Origin of the sequence: Nonomuraea montanisoli (genome assembly GCF_013363975.1) — a bacterium.
In the GTDB taxonomy this organism is placed as follows: Bacteria; Actinomycetota; Actinomycetes; order Streptosporangiales; family Streptosporangiaceae; genus Nonomuraea; species Nonomuraea montanisoli.
On record NZ_JABWGN010000011.1, the window covers coordinates 444,085 to 465,105 of the forward strand.

A 21,021-nucleotide genomic window follows, 5' to 3' on the forward strand; every position below is an offset into this window, starting at 1 on the left:
ACCTGAGCTGCGGGACAAAGAACTCCACTCCTGTCAGCAGCTTCGCCTGACACGAAGGCCAGCCATCTGTCACTGTTCGCTCACAGTGGGTCCTGGTTAGTCATGACCGCAGGAGACCCTTCCTCGTTTCTGCAAAGGCAGGAATGCATGGACACAGAAGCGCACCTCCACGACCTGGCGTCGCGCGTGCAGGCACTCGAAGCGGGCGCACTCATCACCGACGTGACGACGACGCTCGGCATCATCCACGTGGCGGACGATGTCGCCCAACTCCGCAACGAGGTCCTGCAAGATCTCGCAGCCCTCGGCGACGAGGTGGCCGCCCTTCGACGGCATGTGGCCGTCCTGTCCAGCTCCATCCCCCCGAGAAACCACGCACATCCGGGCCACCCCCACCCGGATCAACCGTCTGACAGCTGAGAGCCCTCTCCACTGCCACATGAGGGGTCAATCGATCCCTCGACCCCACGGGCTCAGCCGAAGCCATCGACCCTCGTATCAAAGCCGAGGCTGAGCCCACCCCTTGAGTCGGTGTGTGCGACCACGCCCCGTGGATCAGAGGAAGTCCCCAACCTCGCTGCTGCGACGGCGCGGTGAGCGCGGTGGACCGGTGGGCGGTGCGCGTCGATTCGACCATCGTGCGGACCCACAGGCGCCCTACAAGGCGAGAAGCCAGCGGAGCCGAACCCTCCCACCAAGGCGGACAGGCGCTCAGGCACTCACACGGCGGACTGACCACCAAGCCACACCTAGTCGCCGACGGCAACATCAACGACTGCCCCAGCTTCTGCAGGTGACGGCAGGTTCGTACCTTCATACATCTCGCCTTGGCCATGTATCTCGCCTTGGCCGGGCCGCCCGCCCCTTGACCGGAGCACGCCTACATCCCGCTCTGCCGCCGACGATCCTCAAGACGCCCCGTCGGACAGGGACGTACTCACGTCTTCCCCTCACAAGAAATCTTGTCCCGGAGGAGAAAGAACTTGAGCTGCGGAACAAAGAACTACACCCGCAGCCAAGGGCGGCGCCTGCCACAAGAGCCAACTATCTGTCACTGTGCGCTCACAACGGATCCCGAGGTCCACAGCCGCAAGAGACCCTTACTCGTTCCCGCAAAGGCAGAAATACGTGGACATAGAAGCCCATCTCCTCCGCCTGACGTCGCGCGTGGAGGCCCTCGAAATGAGCGCGCGTATCACAGACGGCATCACGGCAACGATGATCGGCATCACCCAGGTGATGGACGACGTCACTCAGCTCCGTAACGAGATCAGGCAAGATCTCGCAGCCCTCAGCGACGAGGTGGCCACCCTACGGCGGCACATGACAGAGCGATCCACCTCCATGCAGGCCCGAGATGCCCCGCAGCCCCGCTCACACCAGACCGAGACACCACGCACACCCAGCTCGCCCCCACCCGAAACACTCACCTAACAGCTCCAAGCCGATCCATCTCCAACGGACAGCTCCGAGCCGATCAATCTCAAACCGCCTCGATCTCCAACCGCCAAAGGCACCCGTCAACCTCCCAACCACCGAAGACCCTTCTCGCTTTCCGGTCACCGAAGAGGGCCGGGGCCATCAATTTCTAGCCCCCCGAAGGGCTCAGCCGAAGCCGCCGAAGATCTAAGCGCACAGCACGCCACGCTGAGCCCAGCCCTTGTCAGCAAGACCAAAGCCCTGAACACGGTCAGGCCCCGAACGCGCTCCAAGACTTCGTGAGCGGCATCATGGCGGCTTCCCGAGCAGCATCATCGCTGCTCCCCGATGGCATCATCGCGGCTCCCTGAGCGGCATCATCGCGGCTCCCCGAGCGGCACCATCGCTGCTCCCCGAGCAACATCATGGCGGCCGATCAACATGAGCCCCCAGCAGCTCAGGCGTGATCCGCTCACACAACTGCTCCAACTGCGGACTGTGCCCCCAATCCGCCACCAACCGCCGCCAGCCCTCCAGCGACGACCGCACGAGCCGCACCGCCGCAACCCGCCCCTCATCCGTGAGCCGCAACTGGTCCCCATCGGCCGACCGTTCGACAAGCCCCCGTTCGATGAGCTGATCCGCGTACGGCCGCCCACTGGCCCTGCTCACGTTGGCGCGCCTGGCCAGTTCCTCAGCCGGCACCCACCCCTCCCCGTCGAGCCTGGCGATGATCCACACCCCCTGCGGCGCGATGCCGCTCAGCCCGGCCACCGCCCCGAGCCGGGCGTAGAAGCCCCGGCGCAGCTCGACATCCGCCAGCCGTACCAGCCCTCGCTCCACCTCGGCCAGTGACGAGCGCTCCGCGGACGTCGCGCCGAGCCCCTCGCCCAGGTCGGCGGCCTTGGTGGTCTCCCTGAGCCGCTGCTGCGGGATGAACCAGGTGAGCGTGAAGGCCACCAGCATGATGGGCGCCGCGACCCTGAACACCGTGGCGATCGCGTCGGCGTAGACGTGCAGGAAGTCGGCCGCGAGCTCCGGCGGCAAGCGCTGGATGACCGTCGGATCCTGCTGGACCTGGGCGGGCTCGAACCCCGGCGGCAGTCGCGTCGTCGCGAGCACCCGGGACAGATCCTCGTTCAGCCGAGCGGCGAAGACCGAGCCCAAGGTGGCGACACCGAACGCGCCGCCGATCGACCGGAAGAAGGTCGCGCCCGACGTAGCCACACCGAGATCCTTGAAGTCGACGGCGTTCTGCACGATGATCACCAGCACCTGCATGGTCATGCCGAGCCCCGTGCCGAGCACCAGCAGCTCGACGCCCATCGTCGTCAGACTGCTGTGCTCGGTCAGCGTGGACAGCATGAGCAGGCCGGCCGCGGCCAACGCGGTGCCCGTGATGGGCAGGAAGCGGTACTTTCCGGTCCTGCTGATGATCTGCCCCGAGATGACGGACATGGCGAGCATGCCGGCCATCATCGGCAGCAGGTGGACGCCCGAGAGGGTCGGGCTGACCCCATGGACCGCCTGCAGGTAGAGCGGAAGGTACGTGAGCGCGCCGAACATCGCGAACCCGACGACGAACCCCACCATCGACGCCATCGTGAACGCCCTGAGCCGGAACAACTCCAGCGGCAGCACCGGCTCCCGCGCCCTCCGCTCGGCCGCCGCCCAGAGGACGAGCAGACCTGCCGCCGCCGCCCCGAGCCCGACGATCACAGGATCGGTCCAGGCGAACGTGGTGCCGCCCCAGGTCGTGACCAGGACCAGGCACGAGGTGGCGCCGCCGAGCAGCACCACTCCCGCGAAGTCGATGGTGTGCCGGGTCCGCGACTTGTCGTTGGGCAGGACGGCGACGATCACGACCAGCGCGACGGCGCCGAGGGGCAGATTGATGTAGAACACCCAGTGCCAGGACAGATGGTCGACGAAGAGCCCGCCGAGCAGCGGCCCGACCACGCTGGCGACGGCGAAGACACCGCCGAACCATCCCTGGTACCTCCCCCTCTCGCGCACCGAGACGACGTCGCCCACGATGGCCTGCGCCAGCACCATCAGCCCACCGCCGCCGACCCCCTGGAGGAAGCGGAAGGCGATGAGCTCCCCCATGCTGCGACTGAGCCCGCACAGGGCCGAGCCGACGAGGAAGATGACGATCGCCGCCACGAACAGGTACTTGCGTCCGAACTGGTCGCCCAGCTTGCCCCACAGCGGCGTGGAGACGGTCGAGGCCAGCAGATAGGCCGTCACGACCCAGGACAGCTCCTCCAGGCCGCCCAGATCGCTCACGATCGTCGGCAGGGCCGTGGACACGATCGTCTGATCGAGCGCCGCGAGCAGCATGCCGAGCATGAGCGCGATGATGATGATCGCGATACCTCTTCGCCGCATGGGCCGATCCTACTGACCGTAATTCCATGATCACTCCACGCTACGACACTTATCCCCAGAACCCCGTTCCACCGCCTCCCTCATCCACAGAACGCCGTTCCACCCACCTTCCCCACCCCCCCACCCCGGCTAATCTCAGCGCCATGCTCACTCGCGCAGACATCGGCGTCATCGGCGGTTCCGGCCTCTATTCCCTGCTGGACGACGCGGAGGAGATCCAGCTCGCCACTCCCTACGGCCCGCCCAGCGACGTCGTCACCGTCGGACGGATCGGATCGCGTTCCGTCGCCTTCATCCCCCGGCACGGCCGCGACCACCGCTTCCCGCCCCACCGCATCCCCTACCGGGCCAACCTGTGGGCGCTCCGCTCACTGGGCGTGCGGCAGGTGCTCGCCCCCAGCGCCGTGGGTTCCCTGCGCGCCGAGCACGGCCCGGGCGCGATCGTCATCCCCGACCAGCTCGTCGACCGCACCTCCGGCAGGGTGCAGACCTATTACGACGCGGGCGGCGCGGTCCACGTCTCTTTCTCCGACCCGTACTGCCCCTCGGGCCGCGCCGTCGCCGTAGAAGCAGCCAGGTCCGGCGGCTGGGAGACGGTCGACGGCGGCACCCTCGTGGTCATCGAAGGACCGCGGTTCTCGACGCGGGCGGAGTCGCGCTGGTTCGCCTCCAACGGCTGGACGATCGTCGGCATGACCGGCTTCCCCGAATCCATCCTGGCCCGGGAGCTGGCGCTCTGCTACACGTCCCTGTCATTGGTGACCGACCACGACGCGGGGGTCGAGGCCGGTGAGGGCGTGACACACGAGGAGGTGCTGAAGTTCTTCGCGCAGAACGTGACCCGCATGCGCACCCTGGTGGCCGACACCGTCGAAGCCCTGCCCACCGAACGCACATGCTCCTGCGGCTCCGCCCTGGAAGGCCTCAAGCTCCCCTTCGAACTGCCATGACCACCGCCTCTCCCGGCAACACCACCGCACAACCAGACGAGCGCGCCAGCACCGAAAGCCCACAAGCCGACTCATGGGCACGGAAGTCCGGCAGACGAAACCTCGGCACGGACGACCGAAGCATCGACACCGGCAAACAGCACCACAAGAGCCACGGATGGCGCCAGAAGACGGACGGAGGGAGCCGGAAGGCCAACGGATCGGGCGGATCCGGAGGATGGGGCAGGCGCAGCCGGCGCCGCCTCATCTCGGCCGCCCTGACCGGTCTCGCCGTCCTCCTCGGCTACGCGGCCATGCGTCCCGAGACCTCGCCTCCCATCCTGGTCGCCGCCCGCGACCTGCGGCCAGGCGTGCTGCGTCCAGGTGACGTGCGCGCCGTGCCCCTCACGCCCGCACCGGACGGAGCACTGAGAACGGGAGCGGTGGGCCGCGTGCTGGCCGGCCCCATGCGCCGTGGCGAGCCGCTCACCGACGCCCGCCTGCTCCACTCTCTCCGGCTCCCGGCGGGCACGGTGGCGACCCCGGTCCGTATCGCCGACGCCGACGTGGCAAGCCTGGTCTCCCCCGGCTCGACCATCGGCGTACTGGTGGCCTGGGAGAGCCAGCCGGCCCAACTGGTGGCGGACGACGTCACGGTCATCACCGTCCCGAAGACCACGGACGACCACGACGCCCTACTGGTCCTGGCCACCACACCCGATCAGGCAGGCCGCCTGGCAGCAGCCCAGGCATCCGGCCGCCTCTCGATCACCATCAAACCGCCCTCAGACCACCCCACGCCGAGCTGACCCCGCCCAAACCGGCCCACACGGGAGCGCCCCCGCCCCTCAAGACACCAGCAATCAGAAGCCGCACGAAGGCACCCGAGCAGCAGCGCCCCCACAAGAGAGCACCACGACCACACAGAGAGAGCTACAACAGGGAGTCGATCTTCGGGTCGTACTCCCAGTGCCACGGCTCGAACGGGCTGCTGTAGGCCCAGGCCGGATGGAACCACCCGTACTTCTTGGAGTTCTGCTCCATCCACACGAACTCCACCGACTTGAATCTCTCGACCCCACCACAGAGATCGACGGCCAGGCCAAGCCCATGATTACTACGCCCAGGCACCGCCGCGAACCCAGGACGCCGGTAATACACCGACTGCTGCGCCGCCAGGCTCCGATAGGCGTCGGTCACGCACATCTGCCTGCCGAACCGCCGCCGGTACGCCTCGTTCAGGCTGACGAACGCGATGGCGGCGTCGGCCCGCAGACTGTGCCCCTTCTGCTGCAACGGGCACAGCATGGCCTTGGGGATCAGCCCGTTCGGGAAGGAGTTCGCCGTCGCGGCCCGCAGCGGGTTGCAGCCCAGGGCCGCCCGCCCCACCTTGTCGATCTTGATGCCAAGCTTCACCAGCGCGCCGGTCAGCGACTTCACGATCTTGTCGGAGCGCTGCCGCAACGTGTCCACCTCGGCCGCCATCTGCGCCTCGGCCAGCAGGTTGTTCGCCCTGATCTCCTGCGCCTCGGCCGCCAGCCGCTGCGCCTCCCTGGCGAGCACGGCGGTCTTCTCCACCGTCTGCTGCTTGATCTCGACCATGTACGTCGCGTACGTCATGGCCCGCAACGTGTCCGGACTGGCGTCGCCCGACAGGAACGGCATGACCCCGTCCCCACCCACAGGCTGCTGGTAGAGCGACTCCGCCATCTGCGCGACCGGCTGCCGGATCCGCGCGAGATTCCGATCGGCTTCCTGGAGCGTGTCCAGCTTGGCCTTCAGATCCTTCTCGGCCGCGGCGATGTCAGCCCGGCGCTTCTCCAGCGCCTTCGTGGCGTCCTCAAGCTCCTTGGCCGACTTCTCGGCCTCCTTCCGCAGCGCGGTGAGATCGGCCGGGTCCTTGTTCTCCACCCGTTCCGTACGGCCGGCGCGCCCGGCAGCTTCGGCCTGAGCAGAAGACGTCGCGGTCAGAGAAGCCATCACCATGACGACCGCGATCAGACCCGCTGATCGAGGGGATGGCACGTCCGACTCCTCCGTTTGCGAACTCGTTACCCGGGTCAGGCACGCACGTTACTACAGCCCCTGGACTGCCCGGACCGAACTCCGGCGACCCGCTATGTCACAAAGGCGCACTTTGTACGCCCACCCGGCCTGGACCGGCACGAACACCGCCCACCGAGATCAACACCCACATCGTGAACTACGCTCACGCCCCCCACAGGGTTCGTCCTACCTGGCAGCCAGGCGCCCCACCAACGCAAAACACACGCACACGCGCTCGAATCGGCGCGAATCATAAAGACCTCAAGAGCCGCGATCTCGGGACCCCGCCCCCTGCCCCTATCGGCCACCCCGGCCGCCCACACGTCCACCCGGCCCCGCACACACATCCGCGACCCGACGATCGGACACGCGAGTACAACCGCCTACAACCGAGCAGCGACAACCGTCACCGACCGCACGACAGGGCAACGCGACGGGACGGCGCAAGCCGCACGCAGGTCGGCGCCCTGACCGGACGCTGCGACGCGGCTGGAGCATCGCGGCCATACAGACCAAATTCGACAACACGGCCAAGGGCGCACGACCGCACACCACAAGCCGGACGGCACGACCTTGTGACGCGATGGGGCGAAGGGGCCAGCGCTGGGACCGAACCCTGCGCCCGACAGGGGCGCCCCAGAGGCAGGATCGAACAACGCAACAAGATCACAGCCACGCACGCACGGCCGCAGCAGTCTGTAGCCACATGCATCGGCGAACAAGCTCGATCACGACGCGTCCGTGGAGGCCCCATCGTCGCCCTCCTCAGCCGCCACCGCCCGCTCCTGCTCCCGCTCCCGGCAGACCTCCCACAACCAGGTGTCCACCCACTCCCCCGGGCACTCCTCCCCCTGAGCCGCGGCCACGCCGTCGACAGCCTCCCCAGAGCTCCGCCGCTCAGCGATCCCCGGAGACATCGCCTCCGCCCCAACCGCATCCGCCCGAGCCCCGCGCGAGGAACGCCCCACAACACCCAGATCCGGCACAGACGAGACCGACACGACCTCAGGCGCACGAGCAACCCCCGCCCCGGAACGAGCGCGCTCCCGCCCAGCAGAAGGCGGCGGAACAACCCGCTCGTACCGCCGCTCAGCACGCGCCGGAGCCGGCATCAGCACCGCCTCCATCGCCACGTCACCGCCGTCAGCAACGGTTCTCATCTCCCGCCGCACCCCGGCATGCTCGTACCCGGTGAGCTCGCCGGCCAGTAACCCACCCGCCAAGATCACAGGCGCCACCAACGCCGCCCCCAACACCACGGGCCGTCGATGCACGTCCTGCCGCCGCCTTCTGGTCACCCGCCCGACGCTAGCCAGCCCTGCCCCCACCCGCCCCAATCCCCGCCATCCCTTTACGCCCCCTCACACCACCCATGACCCCACCGCCCACGCACCCCGATTCCAAGCGGTCCAAGAGAACAACCACACAGGATCGACACACGCGATCCAGCAGCGGATCCCCCAACGCATGCTCACGCCCCCAAAGTCACGTGCCCCCAAGGCCCACACAGTGCCGGACTTTCGCTAGGCTTACGGGAGTCCGCCTCCGTAGCTCAGGGGATAGAGCACCGCTCTCCTAAAGCGGGTGCCGCAGGTTCGAATCCTGCCGGGGGCACTTACCTGAACAGGCATTTGGGCCCCTGACCTGCGGTTTATCAGCCGCAGGTCGTTTGCTTTGTGGACCTTGATAGGCAGCCGAGGGCGCCCTGATGCAGCCGTAGGACCATGATCCGGGGATATGGTCGGGATGATCTTGAGGACGCCATGGGTCTAGTCGCCCGCCCCTCGCTAGAAGCACTCCGGAGAAAGAGTCCTCAAGTCGGCACTGAAGGACGCCCGCATGAGAGCCTGGCTGTTCAGTTCCCGAGGGAACAGAAGCGAGCGTGAATGGTCGACCAGGAGCCGTACCGCTCAGGCACGTCCCACAAGCGCTGGCGCTGCGTCACTTCCAGACAATGCTGTCCTCCCTCGGAGCAACGCCACGATTGCGCGGCCGCGGTGCTCACCTAAGGCGCCTGGGAACGATCTTCCCTGCCACATTCCTGGGCAGTTCTGCAACGAACGTGATCTCCCGCGGAACGTACTGTGGAGCCAACTGCCGCCGGATGTGATCGCATACTGTGTCGGCATCGAGTACCTGGCCTGGGCGCAGGGCGACGTAGGCGCGGAAGCGCTGACCGTATGTCTTATCCGGAACGCCTATCACTGCCACCTCGCGGACCTGAGGCAACGCCTCGATCAACCGCGTCACTGGGGCGGGGTAGATGTTTTGTCCGCCGGACACGATCATATCGTCCTCGCGCCCGTCAACATGCAGTGTGCCATCCTGAGCAAAGTGGCCAAGATCGCCAGTGGCTAGGAGACTACGTTGGGTCATCCTCCCATGGTGCCCCGTGGTATAGCCGGAGAACGGCATACCGGTAGCGGCGAAGATCTCTCCAATCTCGCCGGGCGCCACCGGAATGCCGTCCTGGCCGAGCACAGCCACCCGTGTCCCAGGCAACGGCCGTCCTGCAGTCGTCGGTGCGCGGCGAAGATCACGCGGAGTGGCAATCGAGATACACGATGCCTCGCTAGAGCCGTACACGTTATAGAGAATGTCGCCATAGGCGTCCATGAAGGCGGCTGGCAACCCCACAGGCAGAGCCGAGCCTCCCACAGCCACTACGCGCAGGTCGGTAGTCGCGGCAGGGATCTCCAGGAGACGTAGCAAGGTAACCGGTACGGTGACTAGCGCGGTGCACCGATGGGATACCAAAGTGTCCAAGAGATCGGCCGGGTTGTGCGGCGGGAACACGATCGTGGCGCGCAGCGCAAGGCAGGCGTGGAGCGCGCTATGGCCCCAGGTATGGCAAAGCGGGGTGGCGATAGCGACACGATCACCAGCGCGCAGCGGCAGCCGGGAGAGCGGGCTGGCGAACGCGGCCAGGCTCATACGGGCCGGACGAATGGCGCCCTTGGGCAGTCCCGTCGTCCCGGCTGTCAGGACGATTATCTGTCCTCGACGTATGGGCGGTGGCGGAGGCGGGCTCGACAGGGGAACTAGCTTTGTCACGTCCATCCATATTGCGTCATCGGACTTCATGAGGTCGGGCCGAATGGATTCCGCATCATGCAGCACCACTCCGATGTTCTGGGTGGACATCAACTCTCTCAGCTGCAGGTCCGGCAGTCGCGTGTCTAGCAGGACGGCATCGGCGCCGACAGTGAGAGCGGATATCAGCGCCACAACTGCTTCACGGCCCTGCCCGCACAGCACGCCTAGCCTGCCCCGATGGGAAAGGCCGTTCAGCTGAACCGCCAGCGAGTCGCACTGGTTGAGCAGGGCTTCATAGGAGAGCACACCTCGCCGCTCAATGATCGCCGGCCTCATAGGGGTGAGTGCAGCCGCTGCCCTCAGGCATCCCGCTGGTCCCAGACCCCAGCGTTGCAGCGCCATACAGGCGCGCAACGCCTGCCCCGGCGGGGCGGGCTCTATCGCCTTTCTGACTACGGTCCAGATCATCCTCACTGGTCATCTCCCAGTCGCAGCCACGTTCCGTACTCGTCCACGTATGGCCTGCCGGAAAGGCGCTGCAGTGCGCACATTACTTCGTCGGTGACGATCCGCGCGGCTACCGGCTCCGGTGCCGCATCGAGGACGTGGCCGAAGGTCATCGACGGTCCGCAACGCAACGTCGCACGTTTGATCGCCGGATATCTCCGCACGGCAGCTTGGATCTCATCGGTGTTTAGCACAGCAATAGGCACTATGGGCGCACCACTGCGCAGGTGTAGGCGGCCTACACCAGTGCGCCCCCGATGCAGCTTGCCGTCGCGTGAGCGGGTACCTTCTGGGAAGATGCCGACCAGGCCGCCGCGTCGCAAGACGGCAAGGAGGATGTCCAAGGCATGCTCCGCATCTGACCCGCCGCGTCGGTCGATCGGGACCATGCCGGCCGCACGCAGAAACACGCCTATGGCAGAGGGTCCGCTGAAGTACTCTCGCTTGGCCGCGAATACGATCCGCTGGCGGGTCGCCAGCTGGATTAGCACTGGATCCCAGAACGATAGATGGTTGGCTGCAATGATCGCCGGTCCATCCCGCGGTAGCAGCTCACGGTCGATGACCTGAGGCCCGAAGGCAAGTCTGATCGCCGGACCGGGGAAGAGATTCCGCGCCACGTGATAGGCGATCGGGTTCCGCATTGGATCATATCCTCAGGCCCACAGGGGCGGTGTGGAGCACAGGCCTACGCAGCGCAACAGGCACCAGCATGAGGTCGCACGCGAGCCGTAGCGGCGGCGAGGTAACGCATCGCCGGTGCTCACGCAACAGATCGCAATGCCGTTCGAAGCTAGTCGGGCAGGTTGCTCGCCACCATCTCAAGCCGGCTGCCCTCCGGGTAGCCGCGCAGGCCATGACCCGTTCATGCTCCGCTGCGTTCTCGCGAAGCAGCCCATGGAGGATGTTTAGCCGTCCATGGGCTATATCATCCCAGAAATCGACGATATCGTCGATTAGCTTAGCGATCATACCCATATGAGAGAACTGAGCGAGTACCCGTTCGCGCGGCGGCTTGCCGTGGAAGGCGCCTACTACCTCGGCGAAGACTTTTGCGAAGCCAGCAGAGTCCAGGACGATGCTCTCCAGATCCGCAGTCACCGTACGGCTAGTCGCCTCCTGGGTGGTGATCTCGACATAGCGCGGGTACTGGGCGGATGTCCTGGTTAGCAATAGATCCCTGATGGCGTACCTTTCACGGTGCGGACGTAGAAACTCGCTCAGCACGGTCAGCCGTTCTTGAACCTCGAGTTCGGCAAAGACTGCTCCGAAGTCAAGGGAGGCGCCGCTCGCCAGACGCTCTTCGTACTTGTCGTCGAACGCACTGATCAGTCTGTTCAAACGGACTACAAGGGGGCCAGTCTCTGTTCGCAAGGCGTGCTCGGCGAGCTCGGCGTAGCTGTCCAGGAAGAGGTTGAGCGTCGCGTCGTAAATTGCCGCGCGCAGCCGGACTTGCAGTCGCCCGCCGGGCGCCGCCGAGGGAAGGCCCCTCCGGTAAGGCCGGAGCGCTAGGTGCTTGGCAAAGTGTGCAGCGAAAGGAGTAGATCGCGTCGCAAGCCGGACCCCCTTCCCCCAGCCCCATAGTTCGGGCGCGCGGATCATGAGCGTCCGACCGCTCGGGCCAACAGCTCTATTCCTGGCACCTCGCCAGGAATGTGCTCGCCGGCCGCCAGGTTGTGGGCTTGCTCCAGAAGTCGCTCCGCCATCTGGCTGAGCCGTCGCTGAAGCCGTTCGGCCACACCGTGTTCTGCCAGCAGCCGTACTATCCACGCAGTGTCCTCATCGGCCTGCCCATGCATGCCAGAGAGCCAACGTGTGATCCGCAGGATGTCCCGTGCATTACCGGTTTCTGCGAGTACGGTCAGCAGGGTCAGAATGGGCGCGGTGGGCTTTTGGTAGCGAAGGTCCTGCGAGTCGCTGTGCACGTCCCCATCCCTGGTGAAAACGTCGTCGAAGTCATCAAAGAGCTGGTAAAGGATTCCCGCGTGAGTGCCAAACGACTCTGCCAACCGAGGGTCGCCGCCCGCTGCGCAGGCTCCGATCCAGGCAGCGCACCCAAAGAGCGCGCCCGTCTTGTGGGCGATCATCTGGTCATACGGGAAAACCTCGTACGTGGGATACCAGCCCTCGTGCCATCCGAGGTCGATGGACTGCCCTATGTACAGGCGGATGGCGGTAGTGTCCAGGCAGCGATGGATCCGCAGCTTGTCCTCCGCGCGAAGTTCTGGGGAGCGGTCTACGACGTGATATGACATCGAGCGGATGATTCCGGCTACGTTGAACGCCATGCCGACACCCACGGTCGTATGGATTGTCCGCTCACCGCGGCGAAAGTCGGAATTATCCTGGATGTCGTCGAGAATCAGTGACGCGCGATGATACAGCTCCACAGCTGCAGCGACCGGATGAACCCGCGCACGCGGACCGCCAGTCAGGTCAGCCACAGCGAGCGACAGCAATGGCCGTAGTTGCTTGCCCTCACCATCAAGCTGGTGGCGGACTAGCTTCTCCAACTCAGGGAGATCAGCCAAAGGTGAACGAGCGATTTCTTCGGCGACCAAGTGCTCCATCGCCGTGAGGTCTTCGGCGTAGCGGTCACTTAGTGCGGCATACATGTCTAGATTCCTTTCAGCATCAGCAGAACCGCGGATCGGGACTCAGGGAACAGCGCCGGGATGGCGGCGCTGACGTGTCGGGCGTGGCGCACAGCCAGCTCACGCGCCATGACGGTGCCGGTAGCTGACGGACTCGCGTACTGACGCACGAAGGCGGCACACCGGGCCAGCTCGGCTGGCGGATCATCGAGCGGCGCGTGAAGCACGCTCATGGCATGGGTGACGTACCGCCAACTACTAGAGGCAGCCGTTTGTTGCCCACCAGTGACCAGCGAGGGCGCAAGCGCAATCATCCCGCCGACGAAGCGCAGGTAGCTGGCATGCATGCCGGGGAGGCGGACATGCCTTGCCGCAAGATCGCGGGCGAGGGCGCGTACACGGGGATTACGGATACCGTCGCACCATGCGGGCTCCTCGGTAAGGCCAAGCAATCTGAGCAGGAAGCGGCGCTCGGCATGGCCATCCAGGGTGGAGCGGGCCATCGTGCCGCTGTCCCCCCGTACGGCGAGCAGCACAGGCAAGCCTAGATAAGTCAAGAACACCAGGACACCCGCAGTCTCCACGATCAGGGGCACTTGCCAGAGTGACCGCACAGCAGCAAGATCGCCGTCATAGTTCGCGGATTCGATGTAGTCGTCGAGGACACGCATCGCGCTCACGATTGCACCGCCACGCGAGGCAGGAACTTGGTGACCGTGCTGTTGAAGCAGAAGTTCCGAATCTTCGTCATGTCGATCGGCAAATCTCGGTCATCCAGCGTCGTAAGATCGATGGCCCAGTACATAAACATGGCGTGGATGCTCCTGGCAAGGGAGGCGTCGATAGACGATTTATGGATAATCCTCCGCTCTTCGAAGAACTCGGCGAGCGTGTCGCCAGCCCGGATGCAGAACGAATCACAGCAACGGTGGCGTCGGCCGTACTGCTTGCTCCTGCCGCGCTTCTTGATAATGCCCTGGTGAGTGCCGTTTGCCCCTGCTGCGACGTGAGGTGTTGGTTGATACATATACGGTTGCCCCCCTCAGTGGAGATGTGGGTAGACGTCCTGGAATCACGGCCATCCTTGCTCGCACTTACAGTCCAGGTGGGGTTCCTGCGATTCTCGCCGTGGAAGGCCCAACTCGCGGATAGGCAGCCGGAACTGGCCGAGAAGTGGCAAATGCTGCCGGTTACGTCGCCGTGGCCGCCCTCGCAGAAATCGGCTCTACTCCTGCTCTCTTCGCTTCCAACTACTGGGGCCATGCCGATCTCCCTTCATTGACATGAGCCCAGGAGAACCCAGCGAGCCAAGGAAGAGAAGACTGCCACGCAATAGCCGGACAAGGCCGAACGCAAACCTGACAGTTTCCTGGTCTTAGTAACCGGCAAAAGTAATCACGCAATCAAATATGTCAACTAGAGGCGCATTGGAGGAACAGGGAGCGAACCATACTTAACTTGGCGTGCCACGGTGGCAGGGGAAGCGATGCTCGCCACCATCACCATTCCTGATCTCCGCCACGCTGCCCGAGCAGGCGCACGCCTGGTCGACATGTCGCAGGCACTCACCCAACCGCCGATGTGAGCAAGTCCGTCTCCCTTAGCACGGCTTCCTTACGCAACCCGCAAGATCTACTGAAGTCGCAGAGTGGGACTAAATAGAACAGAATCGGCAGCGTTGCTCTGCCCTCAGCGCAGTACGTCGGCTGCAGCCTTCCCTCGGAACGAAGGGAAGGCTGCCACCGTCACACCACCCGACGCTTCAGACCAATCCCGGCGATTCGGTTGCTGCGGCAAGTGGAGCGCAGTCCAATGGCCTCACGCCTTGGTACCAAGCTTGACCATCGCACCCGAAGGAGTCACGTATGACCCGGGAGCAAGTGGAACAGGCCTTACGTCGAGCCGAGCAACTCACCGATCAAGCCAGACCCGGTCTCGACCGCGCCATCGCGCTCATGGCGCAGAACATCTGGACCGGCCCCGCCTCGCAGCGCTTCGCCAACGAACTCACCGCTCAGCGCCAAGCCCTCATCGGGGCATGCGCCGGTGCCGTAGAAGAACTCCGGGCGTTATTGGCCCGTACGCCGGCGGACAGCCCTGGCTAGGCCATGGGCCAGTTGGAGGGCATGGTCCCCGAGGGAGTCCGCAGCCTGAAGGACGCACTGCGCCAGGCCGAATCGGCGCTGGACTCCATCGGCGAGGAGTTATGGACCTTACTGCGCGGAGCTCTGCTGTCGCCTGCCTCGGCCGACACGATCCGTCGAGTAGCGGCGTGGGCCGGCACCCAGGGCCCGGAGATCAATAAGCGGTTGCTGCTTCTGGAGCGCATGGAGCTGGACAAGCCGGAGCTGTTCGGCGCTGGCAAGCCGCCGATCTCGGTCGACGACTCTCTCTTCGCCCCCGGAGCGGTTCTGCCCACCGCAGGCGGCTTCTGGGACCGCATCGGCCAGCAGCTCCAGGACGCCTTCGACCCGAACCTGACCTCCGGCAACCCGATGACGGAAACAGCCAAGGGCACCGTGGAGAGCCTGGCCGGCCTGGGGAAGATGGCGATCGACTACTCCCCCGTCCGGATGCTCGTCGACCACATGGGCTGGCAACGCAACGTCAACGACCTGTCCCAAGCCCTGGCCTACGGCATCGATAACCCGGCCGAATTCGCCAAGTCGGCGCTGGACTGGGATACCTGGGCATCGAATCCTGAGCGGGCGTTCGGTCGCCTCCTCCCGGACATCGTGGCAGCCGTCACAACGGCCGGCTCCAGCGGCGGGACCTCAGCCACCACCCGAGCCATGGGAGCACTGGGCAAGGCTGCCAAGAACGTGATCCGCCCCAAGCCTTCGGAATCTCTCATGCCCTACAACCTCGGACGGAGCATCGAAGACCACCTCCCCGGCGGCCCAATCGCTGCCTTGAACAACAAGCCAACAGTGACTGGCGCCAATCCTCTTGACGATGCCGTACGGCACAGCAGCAACGCCGAAGGGCGCGCATGGGCGCGGGACAACCTGCCGCTACCGGACCTGACCGATGAGGAGATGCGCGCATTAGAGTTCTACGGCGGCCCCGGTTACATGGAGATCAACCCGGCCCTGCGGGCAAAGGACGCTGATCCCGGTGTTGTCTGGTCTCCCAAGGTCGCCGACGAGATCGCCGCCATGGACCGGGCGATCGCCAAGTCTCATCTGCCATCCGACGTGGTCCTACACAGAGGCGTGGGCAAAAAGTTCTTGGAGTCGCTGGGGGTCGATATCAACTCACCCGCCGAAATGGAGGGGCTGGCAGGCCGCGTCATCACCGAACCGGGATACTTAAGCACGAGTGTAGGCCGGCGAGCCGGTTTCGACGGAGACCTCCGCGTGATGTTACGGGTACCCAAGGGACACGAAGCGCTCAACATGTTCCCGATCACGAAGCTGACCGGCGAACGGGAGATCCTCTTGCGCCGCGGCACGTCGTACGTCGTACGTCGTACGCGATGTGTACCGTAAGGACGGCCATTGGTACATGGAAGCGGACGTCGTACCGGATGGCTGGACCAAGCCACCCGATTGGGACGCCCGACCATCCATGGACGCTGACACTGGTTGGAAAGGGCCCTTCGATGACTGACACCCCGAATCCTCGTTTCCACGACGTCACAGCCAGGTTCGTCTCGGAGAACGACTCCTACGATTTCAAGGCCGCTGGCCCGGTACGGCGGGCCGCTGTGCACGATCGCCATGGACGGTTGCTGGGACATGTGTGGACCGACGATCGTCAAGCCGCGGGGTTCACCCGCATCAATGACCCTGAGCCGGACATGGCGTATGTGAGGGGACAAATCAATCGGATTCTCACCAAGGCCTATAGGGCGGGAATTCCCGCTAGCGAGCTTCTCGACCCCGCCTTGTACGCACCGGACTTAGAGTTGCGCGTTACGTCGTGACGCGGAATCCGTGGAGCCGACAGGAGCGAGCAGCCACCCGTCCCTAAAGCCGCTGGTGATCCGTGCGGCCAACAATAGACGGACTGGACCAATCATAAGCTCAGTATCTGTTGACAGGCAGGATTCCGACAATCGACGAATTTCGGGGGTCGCGTTTGTCATTCGCGCCGGAGGGTGCCCATCAACCACCCAGCCGCGTCATGCCCGCAGGCGCCCACCAGCCGAGAACGCTTCAGCCCTGTCGCCCAGCACTCTCCGTTCGATGGGAAAGCCAAGCGTATCAGCTTCCGTCCCCTCTTCGCCCATGCCATGAGAAATCCCAGTGCAAGGTCAATCAGAGGTCCGGCAAGGGCGATATCGAGGCCGACGCAGGTCGTTTACGCCTGGGTTTAGCTGCTGGGAATACTCCCTCCTCATGGAGGTTCTCAACAGTGACGAGCGGGCCGGAAATCACCCGGTCAAGTAGATCGGTTTGGGGAAGCTCGAGCGCAACGCAGCGCCCCAGGACGTTGAGTAACGCGAAGAGGTCGTCGTCGAACTCGGCAATCCACCAAAGTGGATTGTCGTCGTCTAGGGGAGAAGTGCGTTTCTTACGCCGGGCTGAACGCTGCCGATACCCGAACCAATGATCCACTACACGTACGCCGCCAACGGTGTAGTTCCATACTCTTGGGTCCACGGGGGCGATTCGTCCGGCAGGGCCCAGCAAAGCGTCCTCGCCGACAAGAACTGTTTTCGTTGCCTCGTCATAGGAAATCTTGCTCGGCATCTGTTCAGTGTCCACGGAAATGGCTGAAACTACTTTTGGTCGCTCAGACTCTGGCAACAGAGGGATACCGCGCGGTCGACCCGCTGCTGGGTCGACGAACGATTCCCCATAGGTGTGCACCCATACCACTTCCCGTCCAAGCGTCACGGCTTCTCGCCAGAGCCCGATATCAAGGCTGAGCGGTACCCTGATGCCTGGGACTTGCAGTTCCTCACCAAACCTCCGGGTGTAGGCCGGATGCGCAACGACGGCAGCCACGTAGGCAAGTAGATCTTCAGGGGTTACGGTCATCCCGACAAGACGGGCAAGGCACTCAAGCAGGCCAGGAACCAGATTCGACAATTTGGCCGCCGGGTCCTCATAAAGCGGCAGAACGCGACCTCCTCGTCCATTGAAGTGGTCAACACCTGGCACCAGTGCGGAGAAGATCAGTCCTGGCCCAGCGCCAAACTTATGCGCATGCTGCTCGGATATATAGACCTGGTTATTGGCTTGAGTGTGCCAAAGCTCGGCTCGAGGGCGATCGATGACGCGCCGGTCATAGATCAGGTATTGGCGGTCGAAGCTCCGAAACGCGGCTCGCACTATCCGCGGTTCCTCGGCGGTCTCCTCCCTGAGTGGCACGTGACTGGACGGAACTCCAGGAACCGGCGGGTAAACACCGTCCAGAGTCCGGGCGTCCGATTCTTTGAACAGCACGGCTTTATAGTCGCCAGAAGCATGGACCATCCGGGCCCAGCGACGTCGGAGCGTATGGGGATCAGGCGCCCACACCCAGTTCCGGTTAGAGTTCACTCCTGTCTGCTTCCAGCGGAAGAGATCTGAGAGTTTCGGGTAGGCATCCCATCCTGCATGAGCTGCTGGTCGAAGCGGGGCTGTCCAGCCCGCCGGAACCTCAACCCAGGTAGGCCCGTCCGGCGTCACCTCAAGAAGTTCGGTTATCTTTTGATCTCGAGTACCGTGGACGGCGAGGTAGTGCACCTTAGCTGGTCGCTTCCGGTTCCCTGCCTGATAACGCGCGAAGATGCCTATGCAAATGGGCTGTTGGACGCCTGGAAACAAACGTGTCGGCCCCTCTGGCCGAAAGTCCTCAGGTGACACGTCGATGATCCAGCCTTCATCGGCAGTTTCCCGCAGGTACCGCCGCATGCCGGCGTGAGAATCAGATGTTATGTATGCCTTCGGTGTGATCAGGATGACAACCCCAGGCTGGTCCTCGGCATGAGCGTCGAAGACCTTCCAGGTTGACCACCGCCAGAAGTAGGTCCACATGTTGCTGAGGTTGAAGGTACGACGTTCCTGCCCGGGCTCGCGGAACTCATCTAGAGAAGGGCGATAGCGCCGATCAGAGATTTGATGTCCGGGCTTGCGACGCTTCTCTATCCATGGCGCGGCCCCTCGCGCCCGCTCACGCCAAGGTGGATTTCCGATGACCACCATTACCGGCTGCTGCCGTTTGATCCTGTTAGCGCCTTCTCGCGCCTCCTTGAGGACCCCATAGAGCTGACCAAAATCAAGCGGCAAGGCATCTGGATCGTCTAAGGCGTCGCTGAGGAACCTTACTTCGTCTCTTGGGACTTCCACTCCATATCTATTCTTGAGGAGGTGATGTAGCCGAAGCTCCGCCACCGCGTAAGGTGCCGCCTGAACTTCGAAGCCCACCAGGCGCTCGGCAAATAGCTCCCTCAAGTGTCCTTGAGGAACAAAGTCTGGTCCGCGCTCTGTTCTTAAGGTGGCAACCACACTCTCAACGATCTCAACGAGGAAGGTACCCGCACCCATTGCGGGGTCCACAACGACTACATCTCTCGCCGCAAGTCCATGTGGCTTGCGCATCCGTGTTTTAAGTATCTGATCGGCAAAAGTTACCATCGCGCGAGCGACGAGATCTGGCGTGTAGTACGTTCCACTCTCTCGCCGCAACCGTGGTTCGTATTCCGCCAAAAATGTCTCGTACAGCAACGTGTACGCATTCGAATCGTCTAGCCGAACCTCAGCCCAGTCGACATTGCCGATCACGTGTCTGAGCATCTCGACAATGCTGAGGTGCTGCGCCCAACGGGGATGGGTAAGAATAGCGAGCGCTTCGCCCATCAGTGAGTGTTGCTTGCTCAACTGTTCGGCAATAGCGGTAAGCGATCTTCCTGCCTCGAAACTTATCCCGTCAAGCCTCGCCAACAATAGCGAGAAGGTCACCGTCTGCGCGTACGCGTCGGCGAACTCGTCGTCGGAAAGATTTGGGAACAAGATACCGCGCCACTCGGCTGCGAGCATGACCAGTGGCCTTCTCCGCCCATGAGAGCGCTCAAAGGTCATGGTTTCCGCGACCTGATCACGGAGAAGCCTACAGAGAGGGGCGATGTCTGCGACTAGCTTCCTCAGACTGTCGGGTCGCGCGGGTCGCCATGCGAAGAATTTCTTCAAAAGAACTTCGAAATCGCTGCCCGCGTACCGAAGGCGTTCACCAGCATGATGGAGATCACCCTCGAGTTCAACTACCGGCCCGATACGAACACCATTTCGATAGAGGGCCCAAACCTGACCATCGGTATAGATCAGGTTAGGCAATGCGCCGAGCTTCTCCCACTGCTCCCTATCATGCTGACTCACCGGGACGCGCCAATCCCCCGGTACGCCCTTGCCATGTCTCTTGAGCTCGACATAACCGAGCCGACCAGCTGGCCCATCTACAGCCAAATCGGGGCGTGAACGCAACCTGGCTATAGTGACTTCGTCATGCACTACGGCCCGAACACCCAAGACTTGTGCAACATTGGTGATCAGATGGTGAACTGGAGCGCGAAGCCGATCCTCCGCACGTCCATCCCCACGCATTCGGGGTCCCAGTTCCGCACCGTAGCGGGCCACCGCCAGGCGTACTTTGTCTGATTCCGATAGTGGCGCATCCCTCTGCGGCTGCGGAAACGCCACTGTACCCCCCTGACGGACATCCAACTCTTTCCTCGAAAGTCACACCGCATGTGCATTCCGTCAAGGTGAGATACTTCGCACCTTTCGATCTCCGGCACTAGCCACGCACTCAGGCCTGGTAACTCTGGGAGGAACATGGGAAGTTGACGATGCCACATGCCCAGTAAGCGCGTTCTGTGCCACCGACGGCGGCTAGCAAGCCGTGCTGGTCGGGAATGAGAATGATGCGGCCGGGCATCACCATGCTGAAGCGGCGTAACAGCAACAACACAGGTCTCAGAAGATTCAATAGTGATCGCCTGTCGCGTTTAATAATGACCGCCATGCTGGCGACCGACCACGCTTAGGACGTGTCTCAAAGAATGACGAGCCAGTCGTTGATGGCAGCGATGTGGATGGTGGCTTCGTAACGGACGGCGAGTTTGTCGAACCGGGTAGCGATGCCGCGGTGCCGTTTGAGCCGGTTGATGC

General features: G+C 63.8%; 15 protein-coding genes and 1 tRNA gene. 6 read left to right on the forward strand and 10 right to left on the reverse strand.

Annotated features, from left to right (window positions below):
• The first annotated feature begins 147 nt into the window (after positions 1 to 147).
• A complete protein-coding gene (locus HTZ77_RS29615; RefSeq protein ID WP_175592970.1) occupies positions 148 to 420 on the forward strand; it encodes a hypothetical protein in 273 nt (90 codons plus the stop codon).
• 1,422 nt (positions 421 to 1,842) lie between these two features.
• On the opposite strand, the gene HTZ77_RS29620 is transcribed toward HTZ77_RS29615, so the two are convergent.
• Positions 1,843 to 3,810, reverse strand: coding sequence for an MFS transporter (locus HTZ77_RS29620; protein ID WP_175592971.1), 1,968 nt, complete (start codon positions 3,808 to 3,810; stop codon positions 1,843 to 1,845).
• Between the two features lie 143 nt (positions 3,811 to 3,953).
• Between HTZ77_RS29620 and HTZ77_RS29625 the strand changes: the two genes are divergently transcribed.
• Both HTZ77_RS29625 and HTZ77_RS29630 read left to right on the forward strand, forming a co-directional pair.
• Entirely contained in the window at positions 3,954 to 4,760 is an 807-nt protein-coding gene (locus HTZ77_RS29625; protein WP_175592972.1) for an S-methyl-5'-thioadenosine phosphorylase, read from the forward strand.
• Between the two features lie 293 nt (positions 4,761 to 5,053).
• Positions 5,054 to 5,548, forward strand: a complete 495-nt coding sequence (locus HTZ77_RS29630; RefSeq protein ID WP_205303746.1) for an SAF domain-containing protein — start codon at positions 5,054 to 5,056, stop codon at positions 5,546 to 5,548.
• 124 nt (positions 5,549 to 5,672) lie between these two features.
• Here the strand turns inward: HTZ77_RS29630 and HTZ77_RS29635 are convergent, their stop codons facing one another.
• Together HTZ77_RS29635 and HTZ77_RS29640 are read right to left on the reverse strand one after the other, a co-directional pair.
• Positions 5,673 to 6,764, reverse strand: a complete 1,092-nt coding sequence (locus HTZ77_RS29635) for a D-alanyl-D-alanine carboxypeptidase family protein (protein ID WP_328808843.1) — start codon at positions 6,762 to 6,764, stop codon at positions 5,673 to 5,675.
• Positions 6,765 to 7,513: 749 nt separating this feature from the next.
• Positions 7,514 to 7,651, reverse strand: coding sequence for a hypothetical protein (locus tag HTZ77_RS29640; RefSeq protein WP_175592973.1), 138 nt, complete (start codon positions 7,649 to 7,651; stop codon positions 7,514 to 7,516).
• Positions 7,652 to 8,326: 675 nt separating this feature from the next.
• Here HTZ77_RS29640 and HTZ77_RS29645 point away from each other — a divergent pair.
• A tRNA-Arg gene (locus HTZ77_RS29645) sits at positions 8,327 to 8,399 on the forward strand.
• A 387-nt stretch (positions 8,400 to 8,786) separates the two neighbouring features.
• Here the strand turns inward: HTZ77_RS29645 and HTZ77_RS29650 are convergent.
• From HTZ77_RS29650 to HTZ77_RS29675, 6 genes are all read right to left on the reverse strand, one after another.
• Positions 8,787 to 10,289, reverse strand: a complete 1,503-nt coding sequence (locus HTZ77_RS29650) for an AMP-binding protein (protein ID WP_328808846.1) — start codon at positions 10,287 to 10,289, stop codon at positions 8,787 to 8,789.
• 2 nt (positions 10,290 to 10,291) lie between these two features.
• Complete coding sequence (locus HTZ77_RS29655) at positions 10,292 to 10,972, reverse strand: lysophospholipid acyltransferase family protein (protein WP_175592975.1); 681 nt, start codon at positions 10,970 to 10,972, stop codon at positions 10,292 to 10,294.
• Positions 10,973 to 10,976: 4 nt separating this feature from the next.
• Positions 10,977 to 11,669: a hypothetical protein gene (locus tag HTZ77_RS29660; protein WP_175592976.1), complete on the reverse strand. Its 693-nt coding sequence runs from the start codon at positions 11,667 to 11,669 to the stop codon at positions 10,977 to 10,979.
• Positions 11,670 to 11,926: 257 nt separating this feature from the next.
• Positions 11,927 to 12,943, reverse strand: a complete 1,017-nt coding sequence (locus HTZ77_RS29665) for a polyprenyl synthetase family protein (RefSeq protein ID WP_175592977.1) — start codon at positions 12,941 to 12,943, stop codon at positions 11,927 to 11,929.
• 2 nt (positions 12,944 to 12,945) lie between these two features.
• Positions 12,946 to 13,593, reverse strand: a complete 648-nt coding sequence (locus HTZ77_RS29670; protein WP_175592978.1) for a hypothetical protein — start codon at positions 13,591 to 13,593, stop codon at positions 12,946 to 12,948.
• Between the two features lie 5 nt (positions 13,594 to 13,598).
• Positions 13,599 to 13,949: a hypothetical protein gene (locus HTZ77_RS29675; RefSeq protein WP_175592979.1), complete on the reverse strand. Its 351-nt coding sequence runs from the start codon at positions 13,947 to 13,949 to the stop codon at positions 13,599 to 13,601.
• An 838-nt stretch (positions 13,950 to 14,787) separates the two neighbouring features.
• On the opposite strand from HTZ77_RS29675, the gene HTZ77_RS29680 reads away from it, so the two are divergent.
• Together HTZ77_RS29680 and HTZ77_RS29685 are read left to right on the forward strand one after the other, a co-directional pair.
• Positions 14,788 to 15,027 carry a hypothetical protein gene (locus tag HTZ77_RS29680; RefSeq protein WP_175592980.1) on the forward strand — a complete coding sequence of 80 codons (240 nt, stop codon included), beginning with the start codon at positions 14,788 to 14,790 and terminating at the stop codon, positions 15,025 to 15,027.
• A gap of 3 nt (positions 15,028 to 15,030) precedes the next feature.
• The gene (locus tag HTZ77_RS29685) at positions 15,031 to 16,413 is read left to right on the forward strand and encodes an ADP-ribosyltransferase (RefSeq protein WP_175592981.1); all 1,383 of its coding nucleotides are present in this window, start codon (positions 15,031 to 15,033) and stop codon (positions 16,411 to 16,413) included.
• A gap of 771 nt (positions 16,414 to 17,184) precedes the next feature.
• On the opposite strand, the gene HTZ77_RS29690 is transcribed toward HTZ77_RS29685, so the two are convergent.
• Entirely contained in the window at positions 17,185 to 20,550 is a 3,366-nt protein-coding gene (locus HTZ77_RS29690) for a type ISP restriction/modification enzyme (RefSeq protein ID WP_175592982.1), read from the reverse strand.
• Positions 20,551 to 21,021 lie beyond the last annotated feature (471 nt).

What these genes read in the sequence shown, in the direction of transcription:
- HTZ77_RS29615 (WP_175592970.1), top strand. Translation starts at nt 148, where the DNA reads ATGGACACAGAAGCGCACCTCCACGACCTGGCGTCGCGCGTGCAGGCA.
- HTZ77_RS29620 (WP_175592971.1), bottom strand. Translation starts at nt 3,810, where the DNA reads ATGCGGCGAAGAGGTATCGCGATCATCATCATCGCGCTCATGCTCGGC.
- HTZ77_RS29625 (WP_175592972.1), top strand. Translation starts at nt 3,954, where the DNA reads ATGCTCACTCGCGCAGACATCGGCGTCATCGGCGGTTCCGGCCTCTAT.
- HTZ77_RS29630 (WP_205303746.1), top strand. Translation starts at nt 5,054, where the DNA reads ATGCGTCCCGAGACCTCGCCTCCCATCCTGGTCGCCGCCCGCGACCTG.
- HTZ77_RS29650 (WP_328808846.1), bottom strand. Translation starts at nt 10,289, where the DNA reads ATGATCTGGACCGTAGTCAGAAAGGCGATAGAGCCCGCCCCGCCGGGG.
- HTZ77_RS29655 (WP_175592975.1), bottom strand. Translation starts at nt 10,972, where the DNA reads ATGCGGAACCCGATCGCCTATCACGTGGCGCGGAATCTCTTCCCCGGT.
- HTZ77_RS29665 (WP_175592977.1), bottom strand. Translation starts at nt 12,943, where the DNA reads ATGTATGCCGCACTAAGTGACCGCTACGCCGAAGACCTCACGGCGATG.
- HTZ77_RS29670 (WP_175592978.1), bottom strand. Translation starts at nt 13,593, where the DNA reads ATGCGTGTCCTCGACGACTACATCGAATCCGCGAACTATGACGGCGAT.
- HTZ77_RS29675 (WP_175592979.1), bottom strand. Translation starts at nt 13,949, where the DNA reads ATGTATCAACCAACACCTCACGTCGCAGCAGGGGCAAACGGCACTCAC.
- HTZ77_RS29680 (WP_175592980.1), top strand. Translation starts at nt 14,788, where the DNA reads ATGACCCGGGAGCAAGTGGAACAGGCCTTACGTCGAGCCGAGCAACTC.
- HTZ77_RS29685 (WP_175592981.1), top strand. Translation starts at nt 15,031, where the DNA reads ATGGGCCAGTTGGAGGGCATGGTCCCCGAGGGAGTCCGCAGCCTGAAG.